The organism is Agromyces terreus (assembly GCF_009749465.1).
Taxonomy (GTDB): domain Bacteria; phylum Actinomycetota; class Actinomycetes; order Actinomycetales; family Microbacteriaceae; genus Agromyces; species Agromyces terreus.
Window position 1 is genome coordinate 1 of record NZ_WBIS01000005.1, and the last position, 13,838, is coordinate 13,838.

Annotated in this window: 12 protein-coding genes and 1 tRNA gene; 6 read left to right on the forward strand and 7 right to left on the reverse strand. The window is 73.5% G+C overall.

Going from position 1 to position 13,838, the window contains the following annotated elements; all coding sequences use genetic code 11:
• The 7 genes from GQQ92_RS11205 to GQQ92_RS11235 form a co-directional block, all read right to left on the reverse strand.
• The coding region (locus tag GQQ92_RS11205) for a Rho termination factor N-terminal domain-containing protein (protein WP_197738217.1) at nt 1-279 on the reverse strand (279 nt) is incomplete at its 3' end.
• 248 nt (nt 280-527) lie between these two features.
• The gene (gene thrB, locus GQQ92_RS11210; protein WP_156999359.1) at nt 528-1,487 is read right to left on the reverse strand and encodes a homoserine kinase; all 960 of its coding nucleotides are present in this window, start codon (nt 1,485-1,487) and stop codon (nt 528-530) included.
• Nucleotides 1,484-2,581, reverse strand: coding sequence for a threonine synthase (gene thrC, locus GQQ92_RS11215; protein WP_156999360.1), 1,098 nt, complete (start codon nt 2,579-2,581; stop codon nt 1,484-1,486). Before thrC ends, thrB begins: the two co-directional genes overlap by 4 nt.
• Entirely contained in the window at nt 2,578-3,888 is a 1,311-nt protein-coding gene (locus GQQ92_RS11220; RefSeq protein WP_156999361.1) for a homoserine dehydrogenase, read from the reverse strand. Before GQQ92_RS11220 ends, thrC begins: the two co-directional genes overlap by 4 nt.
• Entirely contained in the window at nt 3,885-5,306 is a 1,422-nt protein-coding gene (lysA, locus tag GQQ92_RS11225; RefSeq protein ID WP_156999362.1) for a diaminopimelate decarboxylase, read from the reverse strand. Before lysA ends, GQQ92_RS11220 begins: the two co-directional genes overlap by 4 nt.
• Nucleotides 5,307-5,489: 183 nt before the next feature.
• The gene (locus tag GQQ92_RS11230) at nt 5,490-6,458 is read right to left on the reverse strand and encodes an LmeA family phospholipid-binding protein (protein WP_156999363.1); all 969 of its coding nucleotides are present in this window, start codon (nt 6,456-6,458) and stop codon (nt 5,490-5,492) included.
• Nucleotides 6,459-6,516: 58 nt separating this feature from the next.
• On the reverse strand, nt 6,517-8,190 hold the full coding sequence (locus tag GQQ92_RS11235; RefSeq protein WP_156999364.1) for an arginine--tRNA ligase: 1,674 nt from the start codon (nt 8,188-8,190) through the stop codon (nt 6,517-6,519).
• Between the two features lie 38 nt (nt 8,191-8,228).
• On the opposite strand from GQQ92_RS11235, the gene GQQ92_RS11240 reads away from it, so the two are divergent.
• The 6 genes from GQQ92_RS11240 to GQQ92_RS11265 all read left to right on the forward strand — a co-directional run bounded on the left by GQQ92_RS11240 (nt 8,229) and on the right by GQQ92_RS11265 (nt 13,800).
• Nucleotides 8,229-8,858: an iron ABC transporter ATP-binding protein gene (locus GQQ92_RS11240; protein WP_156999365.1), complete on the forward strand. Its 630-nt coding sequence runs from the start codon at nt 8,229-8,231 to the stop codon at nt 8,856-8,858.
• Nucleotides 8,859-8,870: 12 nt separating this feature from the next.
• Nucleotides 8,871-10,067 (forward strand): ROK family transcriptional regulator, encoded by a 1,197-nt coding sequence (locus GQQ92_RS11245; RefSeq protein WP_156999366.1) that lies wholly within the window; start codon nt 8,871-8,873, stop codon nt 10,065-10,067.
• A gap of 75 nt (nt 10,068-10,142) precedes the next feature.
• A tRNA-Arg gene (locus tag GQQ92_RS11250) sits at nt 10,143-10,215 on the forward strand.
• 130 nt (nt 10,216-10,345) lie between these two features.
• Nucleotides 10,346-10,891 (forward strand): sigma-70 family RNA polymerase sigma factor, encoded by a 546-nt coding sequence (locus GQQ92_RS11255; RefSeq protein WP_156999367.1) that lies wholly within the window; start codon nt 10,346-10,348, stop codon nt 10,889-10,891.
• Nucleotides 10,881-11,723, forward strand: a complete 843-nt coding sequence (locus tag GQQ92_RS11260) for a hypothetical protein (RefSeq protein ID WP_156999368.1) — start codon at nt 10,881-10,883, stop codon at nt 11,721-11,723. Before GQQ92_RS11255 ends, GQQ92_RS11260 begins: the two co-directional genes overlap by 11 nt.
• 88 nt (nt 11,724-11,811) lie before the next feature.
• Nucleotides 11,812-13,800 (forward strand): TPM domain-containing protein, encoded by a 1,989-nt coding sequence (locus GQQ92_RS11265; protein ID WP_156999369.1) that lies wholly within the window; start codon nt 11,812-11,814, stop codon nt 13,798-13,800.
• Nucleotides 13,801-13,838 lie beyond the last annotated feature (38 nt).

The following is a 13,838-nucleotide window of genomic DNA, read 5'->3' on the forward strand; positions in this document are numbered from 1 at the left end:
GGCAGCCGCGGCGGACTCCGCAGCGGCAGGCTCGGCCGCGGCGGGCTCCGCAGCGGCAGGCTCGGCAGCGGCAGGGGCCTCGGCGCCGTCGCCGGCGCCGTCGGCCGCGAGGCCCTCCTGGTGGGCGGAGATCAGGTCGACGAGCTCGCCCTTGCGGCGCTTGGAGCCGCCGGGGATGCCGAGCGAGGCGGCGAGCTCCTGGAGCTCGGCGACCTTCAGGGTCGAGAGTCGGGTGCGGTTCGCCGCGCCGGATTCGGCGTGGTCGGTTGCGTTGGTCACTGGGTATGTTCCTTTCCCCCGGTGGCAAGAGCTGCCGACCCAGGAGAGCTGGTCGTCGACACGTCGCAGGTCATGCGCGGAGCGCAGACGTGCGCGAGAACGAGAGCAAGGGATTGCTGGGAATTGCACGATGCGACGATGGACGCGAACAGTGCGTCACTCGTCGGGTGCCCCTCAATGCTATCACCCGAGGAGCACCCCGCGGATCCGCGACCCGCCCTGTGGAGGACAGGTGGCCGCGGAACCGATCAGCCGTCTGCCCGCGTGACCGTCGCGCCCAGGAAGTCGACCGCGAGGGGCAGCGGCTGCCACGCCGTCTCGGCCGCCTGCTCGACGAGGCGGATCGCCTCGGCGCGCTCGCTCGGGTCGCTCGCGAGCACGAGGATCGACGGTCCGGCGCCGGACACGACGGCCGGATGCCCCGCCGCGCGGAGTTCGCGGATGAGACGGTCGGTCTCGGGCATCGCCTGCGCGCGGTAGTGCTGGTGCAGCTTGTCTTCGGTCGCCTGCAGGAGCAGCTCGGGGCTCTGGATGAGGGCCGCGACGAGCAGCGCCGAGCGCGACACGTTGAACACGGCGTCTTCGTGCGGCACCGACTCGGGCTGCAGCGATCGCGCCAGCGCCGTCGACATCTCGTGCTCGGGAACGAGCACGAGCGGCGAAACACCCCGGTGCACGATGAGCTTCTTGTGCCTGGGTCCGTCGGGCGTGACCCACGCGATCGTGAGCCCGCCGAACAGGGCGGGGGCGACGTTGTCGGGGTGGCCTTCGAGCTCGGTCGCGACCTCGAGCAGGTCGTCGGCGCTGAAGTCGACGATGCCCTCGAGGAGCCCCGATGCCGCGATGACGCCCGCGACGATCGCGGCGCCCGAGGAGCCGAGCCCTCGGCCGTGCGGGATGCTGTTGCGTGCGACGAGCCGGACCGAGGGCATCTCGACCCCCGCGCGTGCGAAGGTGTGCGCCATGGCGCGCACGACGAGGTGCGACTCGTCGAGCGGCACCTCTCCTTCGCCGACGCCGTGGACGGAGATCTCGTGGGCCGCGGCATCCGTCGCTTCGACCTCGAGGTCGTCGTACAGGGCGAGCGCGAGGCCGAGGGTGTCGAAGCCCGGGCCGAGGTTCGCGCTGGTCGCGGGCACCTTCACGTGCACGCGGCGCCCGACGACGGAACTGGGGGCACCGTCGGGCGCGAGCGCGGCGTCGCTCATGAGGTGAGCCCGAGCACCGCGGCGATCTGCGCCGTGTCGACCGGGACGACGGTCGGCTGGACGTCGGATCCGTCGGCCGTGCGGAGGGCCCACTGGGGGTCCTTCAGCCCGTGCCCGGTGACCGTGAGCACGACGCGCGAGCCGGCCGGGACGACGCCGGCCTCGGAGCGCTCGAGGAGGCCGGCGACCGAGATGGCCGACGCGGGCTCGACGAAGATGCCGACCTCGGCCGACAGGATGCGCTGCGCCTCGAGGATCTTGTCGTCGTCGATCGCGCCGAAGTAGCCGTCGGTCTCATCGCGCGCGGAGAGCGCGAGCTCCCACGAGGCGGGGTTGCCGATGCGGATCGCGCTGGCGATGGTGTCGGGATCGCGCACCGGCTCGCCGCGCACGATGGGAGCGGAGCCGGATGCCTGGAACCCGAACATGCGGGGCATGCGCGTGCTGTTGCCCGCCGCGAGGTCTTCGCGGTAGCCGCGCGTGTACGCGGTGTAGTTGCCGGCGTTGCCCACCGGGATGAAGTGGAAGTCGGGGGCGTCGCCGTGCGCCTCGACGATCTCGAACGCGGCGGTCTTCTGCCCCTCGATGCGGTCGTTGTTGACCGAGTTGACGAGGTGCACGGCGTAGTTCTCGGCGAGGTCGCGCGCGATGTCGAGGCAGTCGTCGAAGTTGCCCTGCACCTGGATCAGCTCGCCGTTGTGCGCGATGGCCTGGCTGAGCTTGCCCATGGCGATCTTGCCCTCGGGCACGAGCACGGCGGCCTTGATGCCCGCGTGCGTGGCGTACGCGGCGGCGGAGGCCGAGGTGTTGCCGGTCGAGGCGCAGATGACGACCTTCGCGCCGTGCTCGACGGCCTTGGTCACGGCCATGGTCATGCCGCGGTCCTTGAACGAGCCGGTCGGGTTCATGCCCTCGTACTTCACCCACACGTCGGCGCCCGTGCGGCGCGAGAGCGCCGGTGCGGGCAGGAGCGGCGTGCCACCCTCGCCGAGCGTGACGACGGGCGTGGCGTCGGTGACGTCGAGCCGGTCGGCGTATTCGCGGATGACGCCCCGCCATTGGCGGGACGTGGCCTTGGGGGTGGGCTGGTTCACAATGCTCCTTCGACTCGGAGGACGGACGCGACGGATACGACGACGGGGTTCTCGGCGAGGGAGGCGACGGTCTCGGCGAGCGCGGACTCCGTCGCCTGGTGCGTTCCGATGACCAGCGTAGCCCGCTCGGACCCCTCGCTCACCGTCTGCTGCAGCTGCTCGACCGAGACGTCGTGCTCGGCGAACACGTGCGCGATGCGCTCGAGCACGCCGGGCTCGTCGGCCACCTCGAGCGTGATCGCGTAGCGCGTGGTGATGCGCCCGATCTCGAACACGGGCATCTCGGCGTGCGTCGACTCGGCCGTGCCCGGACCGCCCACGACGTGCCGGCGGGCGATGGCGACGAGGTCGCCGAGCACGGCGGAGGCCGTCTGCACGCCCCCGGCCCCGGCGCCGTAGAACATCAGGGGGCCGGCGGCGGATGCCTCGACGAAGACGGCGTTGTTCGCGCCGCGCACCGCGCCGAGCGGGTGCTCGCGCGGCACCAGGGCGGGGTAGACGCGTGCGGAGACGCCCTCTTCGCCCGTCTCGGCGTCGACGAGCCGCTCGCAGATCGCGAGGAGCTTCACGACGAAGCCGGCGCGGCGGGCGGATTCGACCTGCTCGGCCGTCACGCCGGTGATGCCCTCGCGGTGCACGGCCTCGACGGGGACGCTCGTGTGGAACGCGATGCTCGCGAGGATCGCGGCCTTCTGCGCGGCGTCGTAGCCGCCGATGTCGGCGGTCGGGTCGGCCTCGGCGTAGCCGAGCTCCGTCGCGGTGGCGAGCGCGTCCTCGAGCGAGGCGCCGGTCGTGTCCATGCGGTCGAGGATGAAGTTCGTGGTGCCGTTGACGATGCCGAGGATGCGCTCGATGCGGTCGCCGGCGAGGCTCTCGCGGAGCGGGCGGATGATGGGGATCGCGCCGGCCACGGCGGCCTCGTACGAGAGCTGCGCCCCGACCTGTTCTGCGGCGGCGTAGAGCTCGGGGCCATGGGTGGCGAGGAGGGCCTTGTTGCCGGTGACGACGTCGGCGCCCGCGGCGATGGCCTTCAGGACGAGGGTGCGTGCCGGTTCGAGCCCGCCCATGAGCTCGATCACGATGTCGGAGCCGATGATGAGCTCGTCGGCGTCGGTCGTGAGGAGCTCGCGCGGCAGGTCGACGTCGCGTCTGGCCTCGAGGTCGCGCACGGCGATGCCGACGAGTTCGATGCGCGCGCCGATGCGGTGGGCGAGCTCGTCGCCGTGCTCGAGCAGGAGCCGGGCGACCTGGGAGCCGACGGACCCGGCCCCGAGCAGGCCGACCCGGATGGAGCGGTACTCGATCATTCGGTGGTTCCTCCGGAGTGGTTGGAATCGGGGTGCTGCGGGATGCCGGCGTCGCGGGCGAGCAGGTCGTCGACGGTCTCGCCGTGCACGATCACCCTGGCCGCGCCGTCGCGGACCGCGACGACCGCGGGGCGCGGCACGTGGTTGTAGTTGCTCGCGAGCGACCAGCAGTAGGCGCCGGTCGCAGCGACGGCGACGAGGTCGCCGGGCGCCACGTCGTGCGGGAGGTAGTCGGCGTCGACGACGATGTCGCCGGACTCGCAGTGCTTGCCCGCCACACGCACGAGGGCCGCGGGCTCGTCGGAGACGCGGGCCGCGAGCCGGACCGTGTAATCGGCGCCGTAGAGCGCGGTGCGGGCGTTGTCGCTCATGCCGCCGTCGACCGAGATGTAGTGGCGCCAGCCCCACTCGGTCGGCACGGGCTTGACGGTGCCGACCCGGTAGAGGGTGACGCCGGCCGGGCCGATGATCGAGCGACCGGGTTCGAACGCGAGCTTCGGCACGGGCACGCCGTGGTCGCGGCAGGCGCGTGCGACGGCGTCGGCGATGCCCTGCGAGATCTGCTCGATGGGGGTGGGGTCGTCGACCGAGGTGTAGGCGATGCCGAAGCCCCCGCCGAGGTTGAGTTCGGGCACCGGGCTCACGCGAGCGAGCTCGGCGTGCGCGGCGAGCAGCCGTTCGGCCGACTCGGCGAAGCCGGCGGAGTCGAAGATCTGCGAGCCGATGTGGCAGTGCAGGCCGAGCAGGTCGAGCGAGGGGTGCGAGCGGATGCGCGTGCCGAGCTCGACCGCGCGGTCGAGCGAGACGCCGAACTTCTGGTCTTCATGGGCGGTGGCGAGGAACTCGTGGGTCGAGGCGTGCACCCCGCTGTTGACCCGGAGCCGGACGCGCTGCACCCGGCCCGCGGCCGCAGCGGCCCGCGCGACGCGCTCGATCTCGATCTCGGAGTCGATGACGATCGCCCCGACGCCCGCCTGCACGGCCCGCTCGATCTCATCGAGCGACTTGTTGTTGCCGTGGAACCCGAGGCGTGCGGGGTCGGCACCCGCGGCGAGCGCGACGGCGAGCTCGCCGCCGCTGCACACGTCGACCGCGAGGCCCTCGGCGGTGACCCAGCGCACGACCTCGGTGGAGAGGAACGCCTTGCCGGCGTAGTACACGGTCGCGGCGGTGCCGGCGGAGGCGGCGGCCGACTCGAACGCGGCCAGGAACCGGCGGGCCCGTGCACGCACGTCGGCCTCGTCGACCACGTAGAGCGGTGTGCCGAACCGGTCGGCCAGGTCGGGGAGCGCGACGCCGCCGATCTCGATCGCCCCGTCGTCGTCGCGGCGGGCTCCGGAGGGCCAGACCTGCTCGGCGAGGGCGTTCGGATCGGCGGGCGCGCGCAGCCACGACGGGACGGCGGTGGTCGTTGCCACGGGGAACCTCTGGGGACGGGGCGGATCTCGGGCTTCGCTCACGGCGAGCGAATCCGGATGCGGTTCGGTGGAGCGTGCAGCGCGCAGCCCTTGTGGGGCGGCCTGCCCGCGAGTCTACCGAGCGGGATCGCGGCGGCCGAATCCGATGACGTCGGACGCCGCGGGCCGCGAACGGGCCGCGGGTCAGGGGGCGTCGCAGGTGCCCCGGGTGCGGAGCGAGTCCTCCTCGAAGGCGACGTCGGTCGCCGCGAACGCGATCTTCGCGTGACCCGAGGTGACGGCGATGTCGTCGACCATGAGTCCCTCGGGCAGGTACTGGGCCACGCACACGTCGATCGGCGAGTCGCCGAGCACCTGCTGGGCGAATCCCTTGAGGTCGAGGTCGTTGCCGCCCGCGGAGAGCTCGACGCCGACGGGGGTGAGCAGCACGCTCGTGCCCGCGGCCTCGGCCTCGGCGGTGACCGACGCGCTGAGTTCGAACCCGAGCACCTCGAACGGCATGCGGAATCCGATGGCGTCGTCGCCGAGCGAGATCTCGCCGTCGACGCCGGGGATGTCGACGAATGCGTTGACGGATGCCTCGTCGATGTCGACCGTGCCGGCGACGCGGTCGATCGTGCGGCCCTCCTGCACGGGGACGCCGTGGGCGACGACGTGCGCGTCGAGGGGGTTGCCGTTCACCGCGAGCTCGGGGGCGTCGAGGGTGATCTGCTCGAATGATCCGGTCGCCAGCTGGGCGAGCACGGAGAACCCGCCGATGTGCGCGGTGACCTCGCCCTCGACGCCGCCGGGCAGGTTCTGCTCGGTCTGGTCGACGATGCGCTGCTCGAGCAGCGACCGGGTGACGAGGTCGGCGACCACGAGCACGGCGGCGAGCGCGACCACGCACGTGAGCACGATCACCCAGGGCGCGACGCGTCGCTTCCGACGCGGTTCGGCCGCGACCGGCGCCGCTGCGCCCCCGGCCTCTCCGGGCAGCGGCTCGATGACCTCGGTGCTGCGGACGTCGTCGAGGACGGCGGTCTGCTCGAGCTCCTCGCGAGGGGCCGGATCGCCGCCCTCCGCCGTTGCGAGCGCGTCGGCCTCGACCGCAGGAGGCTGCTCCGCGGCATCCGCCCGCTCGTCGCGGTTCTCGTCGGATGGTGTGCTCACTGGTGCCTCCGAGGTCGTCGTGGTCGCGGTGCCGGCGTCGCCGGCCGCGGGCGTGCGGTCACATGCGCTCGGGCGCCGAGACGCCCAGTAGGTCGAGCCCGTTGCGCAGCACCTGGCCGGTGGCGTCGTTCAGGTGGAGGCGGGTGCGATGCAGATCGCCGATGGGCTCCTCGCCGAGGGGCAGCACGCGGCAGTTGTCGTACCAGCGGTGGTAGAGGCCGGCGAGCTCCTCGATGTAGCGGGCGACGCGGTGCGGCTCGCGCAGCTCGGCCGCCTGGGCGACGATGCGCGGGAACTCCTGCAGCGCGCCGAGCAGCGCCGACTCGGTCTCGTGCTCGAGCAGTTCGGGCGCGAACGCCGAGCGGTCGAGGCCGACGGATGCCGCGTTGCGGTCGACCGCGCAGGTGCGGGCGTGGGCGTACTGCACGTAGAAGACGGGGTTGTCGTTCGTGCGGCGCGTGAGGATCTCGGGGTCGATCGTGAGCGGCGAGTCGGCGGGATACCTGGCGAGCGTGTAGCGCAGCGCATCGGTGCCGAGCCAGGCCTGCAGGTCGTCGAGCTCGATGATGTTGCCGGCGCGCTTGGAGAGCTTCGCGCCGTTGATCGACACGAGCTGCCCGATGAGCACCTCGATGTCGCGCTCGGGGTCGTCGCCCGCCGCGCCCGCGAGCGCCTTGAGGCGGTGCACGTAGCCGTGGTGGTCGGCGCCCAGCAGGTAGATCTTGTGCCCGAAGCCGCGGTCGCCCTTGTCGAGGTAGTAGGCCGCGTCGGCGGCGAAGTACGTGTACACGCCGTTGCCTCGGCGGATGACGCGGTCCTTGTCGTCGCCGAAGTCGGTCGTGCGCACCCAGACCGCGTCGTCCTCGTCGTAGACATGGCCCTGGGCGCGGAGGCGCTCGACCGCGGTGTCGACGTCGGAGAGGCCGTCGTCGTTCCTCGCGTGCAGGCGGCGCTCGCTCGTGAAGACGTCGAAGTGCACGTTGAAGCGCTCGAGGGACTCGCGGATCTCGCCGAGCTGCAGCTCGTAGGCGATCTCCTTCGCGGTGTGCAGCGCGACGTCGTCGGCGAGGGCGAGCAGGTTCGGCTCGCGCTCGAGGACGCGCGCGGCGAGGTCGGCGATGTAGCTGCCCGGGTAGCCGCCCTCGGGCGTGGGCTCCCCCTTGGCCGCGGCGAGCACCGAGCGGCCGAAGACGTCCATCTGGTTGCCGGCGTCGTTGATGTAGTACTCGTTCGCGACGTCGGCGCCCGCGGCGCGGAGCACACGCGAGATCGAGTCGCCGAGCGCGGCCCAGCGCGTGTGCCCGATGTGCAGCGGACCGGTGGGGTTCGCCGACACGAACTCGAGGTTGATGCGCTCGCCCGCGAGCTTGTCGCTGCGCCCGTAGTCGGCGCCGGCGTCGACGATGGCCTTCGCGAGCGCGCCCGCGGCGGCGGCGTCGAGGCGCACGTTGATGAACCCGGGGCCGGCGACCTCGGCGCTCGTGACGCCGTCGACGGCGGCCAGCCCGGTCGCCAGCTCGGACGCGACCTCGCGCGGGTTCGAGCCGAGCGGCTTGGCCAGGCGCATGGCGATGTTCGAGGCCCAGTCGCCGTGGTCGCGGTTCTTCGGGCGCTCGAGCACGATCTGCTCGGGCGTCAGCACGAGCTCGACGTCGTCGCCCGCGCGCCGACGTCGTTCGACCAGGTCGGTCACGAGGTCGAACAGGACACGGGAGAGATCGTCGGGAGTCACCCGCAGATCCTATCGTTCGACGTTGATAGGGTCTGTCCATGTCCCGCCCAGTGATGAACGGCATCGGCCGCCCGTTCCGCCCGATCGTCGCCTCCTTCCTGCTCGTCGCGGCCTCCGCGGCGCTGTTGAGCGGGTGCGCCGCCGGCGATCCCACGGCGACGTCGACCGCAGACGGCACCGACGTGCCCGTGCAGAGCACCGAGCCCGCCACGCCCTCCGCCGAGCCCGACCCGGCGATCCCGTTCGCGATCGAGTGCGACACGCTGCTCACGCCCGAGCAGCTCTACGCGTTCAACCCGAACTACGGCGTCGCACCCGACTACGCCCCGTCGGCGCGCACGGTGGCGACGCTCGTCGAGGAGCACGAGGGCACCTCGTGCGGCTACCTCAACCAGACGAGCGGCGACGTCATCGAGATCGCCGTCGCGACGCCGAGCGAGTCGGCCGCCACGACCCTCGCCAACGACGCCGCCGCCGCGAGCACCGCGGTGCCGACCTACGGCACCCCTCCCGAGGTGAGCGGCTACTTCACCCGTTCCGGAGAGAACGGCCAGGTGCAGGTGTTCACCGGCCCCTACTGGGTGGTCGTCGACTCCACGGCGTTCTTCGAGCCGGGCGACGCCCAGACGCTCGTCGCCGACGTGCTCGCGAACCTGCCCGCGAGCTGACGAGGAGGCATCATGGGGGCGACGAACACTCCGGGAACGCCGTCGTGGCTCGGCGCGGTCAACGATCGCGCCGGCCTCGCCGTGCTGCTCGACCACGGCCCGCTCACCCGCAACCGCATCTGCGAACTCGTCGGCGTCTCGAAGCCGACGGCGTCGCAGATGATGAGCCGGCTGCTCCAGGCCGGATTCATCGAGGAGCAGGGCACGCTCGCGGGCTCCGCCGGGCGCGCGGCGGTCGTCTACGCCGCCAGGGTCGACCGTCGCGTCGGCGTCGCGCTCGACCTGGACGCGTTCGAGCTCCGGGCGACGGTCGTCGACGCGGCCGGCACCGAGCGCCCGGTGGTGCGCCTCCCCCTCCCCTACGACCCGACCGCGCGCTCGGCCGTCGAGGAGGTGCGCCGTGCCATCGACGAGGCGAGCGCGGCCGCCGGCACCGAGGCCACCGCCGTGCGCACCGTGTGCCTCGGCATCCCCGGCTACGTCGATCCCGGCGCCAGCGGCGAGCTGTTCAGCGAGACCCTGCCCGGGTGGCCCGTGCGGCACCTGCGATCGATCCTCGAGAGCGACCTCGGCCGCACGGTCCTCATCGAGAACGACGTGAACCTCGCGGCGCTCGCCGAGCGCGAGGGCGGCGCGGCGGCCGGCCACGACGTGTTCGCGCTGCTCTGGCTCGGCAACGGCGTCGGCGCCTCGTTCGACGTCGCCGGCGACCTGCACCGCGGTTCCTTCGGCGGCGCGGGCGAGATCGGCTTCCTCCCGATCTCGAGCGAGGCGAACGCGATCGACCCGGCCGCCCGCAGCGTGCAAGACCTCGTCGGCGGCCGCGCCGTCGCGCTGCTCTCGCGACGCCACGGCATCGAGGCCGACGGCTTCCACGCCGCACGCGCCGCACTCGCCGCGCCCGACGCCGACGACGCTCGCCGCAGGGTCTTCGACGACCTCGCCGAGCGGGTGGCGCATATCGCGCTGCCCGTGATCGCCACGCTCGACCCCCGGCTCGTCGTGCTCGCGGGCCCGACCGCCGACCTCGGCGGCCCCGAGTTCGCGACGGCGGTCGGCGCCGGCATCCGTCGCCTCAGCCGCTGGTACCCCGAGGTGGTGGCCACGGCGGTCCACGGCGACGCCGTGCTCCGCGGCGCGAGGAGCCTGCTCGCCAACCGGGTGCGCGAGGAGCTGCTCGATTCGGTCGCCGCCGTCGCGCGCGGCTGACTCCGCGGTTGCGGGGCGCGTCCCGCCGACGGGTCGGAGGGATGTCCCGATCGGTGCTATCGTTGCTGGCTGTGCGCCTCCGTAGCTCAGGGGATAGAGCGCCGGTTTCCGGTACCGTAGGTCGGGGGTTCGAATCCCTCCGGGGGCACAGAATCCCGTTCTCGACGGCGACCGTGCAACGGTCGCCGTCCACGGATGCGACACCGCCCCAACGAAACGCCTCGCCCGTTCGTCTCTTCTCATGACGGCGGATCGACCGCCGTCGGGAGGAGCTCGGCTTGGCCCGGTCATGGGATGACGTCGCGACGCAGCTCGTCGTCGAACGCGGCGACGCGCTCACGCGCTACGCGTACCTGCTCACGGGCGATGCCGACGACGCGGCCGACCTCGTGCAGGACGCGCTCGTGCGCACGTTCGGCAGCCCGCGATTCCAGCTCACGCTGCCGCGGGCCGAGGCGTACGTCCGCCGGGCGGTCCTGAACGCCGTCATCGACCGTTCCCGCCGCGACGGCACATGGCGACGGGTCCGGCACCTGGCGGTGGCGCCGGCACCCGTCGACGTGCCCCAGGACCGAAGCGACGTGCGCATCGACCTGATGCGCCGCATCCGCTCGCTCGCGCCCCGGCAGGCCGCCTGCATCGTCCTGCGCTACTACGACGACCTCACGGTCGACCAGGTCGCGCGCACGCTCGGGCTGAGCTCGGGAGCGGTCAAGCGGTACCTGAGCGACGGGCTGCGGGCCCTCTCCTCCTCGATCGAGGCATCCGACGGCGCGACCGTCGGGGCCGACCCGAACCGAACGGAGGACGACCATGTCTCCTGAACCGAACGACCTGTCCGAGGCGATGTCCCGTGAAGCGGATGCCGCATCCGCACGCCCCGTCGACCTCGAGGCGGTGCTGCAGGGGAGCCGCGCGCGTCGCCGCACCCGCCGGAGGGCCGTCGTCGGCGCGACGGCCTCGATCGCGGGCCTGCTCGTCGTCGGCGGCCTCGTGTTCGCGGTCGGCGCGACCGGGCCGTTCCAGGGTGCCTCCTCGTCCGACGGCCTCGCCGCCGCGGACTCGCCCGCCGCCGAGTCCGAGTCCTCCGCGGAGTCCGAATCCTCCGCGGGCGAGGGCGACGACTCGGCCTCAGCCCCGCAGGTCGGCCCGGAGTTCGGCGACGACCTGCTCGTCGCCGCGCCCGAGACCCTGAACACGTGCGGTGCGGCGATCGCCCCCGCGAGCGATGCCGCCGCGTCGCCGCTCGCGGCCACGGTCGAGCCGCCCGCGGCATCCGTCCCGAGCGGCTCGGAGGCCACCGTCGCGGTGGTCGTCGCCAACGCCGGCCCGAGCATCGTCGAGGGCGTGCTGAGCGCGCCGGCGATCACCGTCTCCGACGGGGGCGCGACCGTCTGGCATCCGCGGCTCGGATCCGCCGACGCCGGCGCGGCGCCGATCGAGGTCCGACTCGGGCCCGGCGAGTCGGTCACGCTCACGGGCGCGTTCACGGCGGCGTCCTGCGCCGATGGGGGCGAGGACTCGCTCGGCACGGTGGAGCTCGATCCGCTCGCCCCCGGCCCGTACGGGCTCTCGGCCGCGATCTCCTTCACGCCCGCGGACGGCGCGCCGCAGGAGCTCGTCGTCTCCCCCGCGGCATCCGCGCGCATCGGATGAGCCGCCCGAGCTCCGACGCCGTGGACGGTGGCACCGCGTCCCCATAGACTCGAGGCATCCGTGCTCGCACGGAGAAGGGGCAGGGTGCATGGCGTCGTCGCGTGGCGGTCGAATCTCGATCGACCGGATCCTGGCCACGGCGGTCGTCACGGCCGCACTCCTGCTCGTCGGCGGGTCGCCCGCCTGGGCCGAAGACCCCGTCTCCTTCGGCGCCGACCCCGTCGTCGACACCGTCGGCGCGCTCGGCGACGACGCCGACGACGTGCGCGCCGCCATCGAGAAGACCGCCGACGACACCGGGCGGCAGCTGTTCGTCGCGTACGTCGACGAGTTCACGAATCCCGAGCAGGCCGACACCTGGGCCAACGACACCGCCGTCGCGAACAACATGGGCGCTGAGGACTACCTCCTCGCGGTCGCCATCGACGGGCGCGCCTACTACCTCTCGGCGGCCGGCAACGCCTCGGTCACCGACGACCAACTCGACCGCATCAGCCTCCGGGAGATCGAGCCCGCGCTCCGCGACGGCGACTGGGCGGGGGCCGCCATCGCCGCGGCCGAGGCCCTCGACGACGGCTCGGGCGGGTCCGGCTGGGGCTGGGTGTGGTTCCTCGTGCTCGCGGCCGTCGCAGTCGCCGTCATCGCGATCGTGCTCTCGCGCCGTCGCAGACGGCAGGCGCCGGATGCCTCGGGCGCGACCGCTCCCGCCGTGCCGCTGCCCGAGCTCCGCCGACGTGCCGCCACCGCGCTCGTCGCCGCCGACGACGCCATCAAGACGAGCGAGGAGGAACTCGGCTTCGCCGTCGCGTCGTACGGCGACGCGGCGACCTCGGCGTTCCGCCAGGCGCTCGAGACGGCGAAGGCCGGGGTCGCCGAGGCGTTCCGGCTGCAGCAACGGCTCGACGACGAGGTGCCCGACACCGAAGCGCAACAGCGCGAGGTCTACGAGGGCATCCTCGCGGCCACCGCCGCGGCCGACGCCCTGCTCGACGAACAGGCCGAGGCGTTCGACGCCCTCCGCGACCTCGAGCGCAACGCTCCGGCCGAACTCGAGCGCGTGCGCGCGGAGGCGGCGGCCGCGCGCGCGACGACGGCGCCCGCCGACGCGCGGCTCCGTGCGCTCAGCGGCGAGTACGCGGCATCCGCTCTGGCCGCGCTCGCCGACAACCCGGCGCAGGCCGGGTCGCGCCTCGCGTTCGCCGACGCCGCGCTCGAGCGGGCCGCCGCCGCGATCGCCGGCTCGCGCACCGCCGAGGCGGCCGTCGCGATCCGCGCCGCCGAAGAGGCCGTCGACCAAGCCCAACTGCTCACCGCCGCCGTCGCGCGCCTCGCCGACGACCTCGCGGCTGCCGACCGGGCCCTCGCCGACGGGGTCGCCGACCTCGAGCGCGACGTCGAGACGGCACGCGCGCTCGGCGGCGCGACCGCCGCCGCGGCCGAAGGCACCGCCGTCGTCGCCGCGGACCTGCGGACCCGGATCGGCGCGGCCGGGCGCGACCCCCGCGCCGACGCCGCACTCCTCGAGCGGAGCAACGCCGAGATCGACGCCGCCATCGCGACCGCCCGCGACGCCGCCGAACGGGCCGCGAGGGAGCGGGCCGTGCTGCAGCGCTCCGTCGACGGCGCCCGCATCCAGGTGCAGACGGCCGAAGACTACGTCACGGCCCGGCGCGGAGCCGTCGGAGCCGAGGCGCGCACCCGACTGGCCGAGGCGAGCCGGCTGCTGCAGCGGGCCGTCGCGGGCACCGACCCCGCCGCCGCGCTCCAGTCCGCGCGGCGGTCCGCGCAACTCGCCACCGACGCCCTGACCCTCGCGCAGCGCGACGTCGCGAGCTTCGACCGCACCTACGACGGCGGCGGGGGCGGCGGCGACGTGATGGGCGCCGTGCTCGGCGGCATCCTCGTCGACTCCGTGTTCGGCGGCTCGCGCAGCAGTCGGTCCCGAGGCTACGGCGGCAGCCGCTCAGGCGGGTTCGGCGGCTCGCGCAGCAGCGCACGGTCCGGCACGCGCCGCTCCGCCGGCAGTTTCGGCGGCGGCGGCACCAGGGGCCGCCGCGGGAGCGGAGGCCGCTTCTGAACGCGAAGACCACGACCCACGACGCCGCCGCACGCCCC

Excerpts from the sequence above, each read along its gene's own strand:
- GQQ92_RS11265 (WP_156999369.1), top strand. The coding sequence starts at position 11,812 with ATGGCGTCGTCGCGTGGCGGTCGAATCTCGATCGACCGGATCCTGGCC.
- GQQ92_RS11240 (WP_156999365.1), top strand. The coding sequence starts at position 8,229 with ATGTCCCGCCCAGTGATGAACGGCATCGGCCGCCCGTTCCGCCCGATC.
- GQQ92_RS11260 (WP_156999368.1), top strand. The coding sequence starts at position 10,881 with ATGTCTCCTGAACCGAACGACCTGTCCGAGGCGATGTCCCGTGAAGCG.
- thrB (WP_156999359.1), bottom strand. The coding sequence starts at position 1,487 with ATGAGCGACGCCGCGCTCGCGCCCGACGGTGCCCCCAGTTCCGTCGTC.
- GQQ92_RS11245 (WP_156999366.1), top strand. The coding sequence starts at position 8,871 with ATGGGGGCGACGAACACTCCGGGAACGCCGTCGTGGCTCGGCGCGGTC.
- GQQ92_RS11220 (WP_156999361.1), bottom strand. The coding sequence starts at position 3,888 with ATGATCGAGTACCGCTCCATCCGGGTCGGCCTGCTCGGGGCCGGGTCC.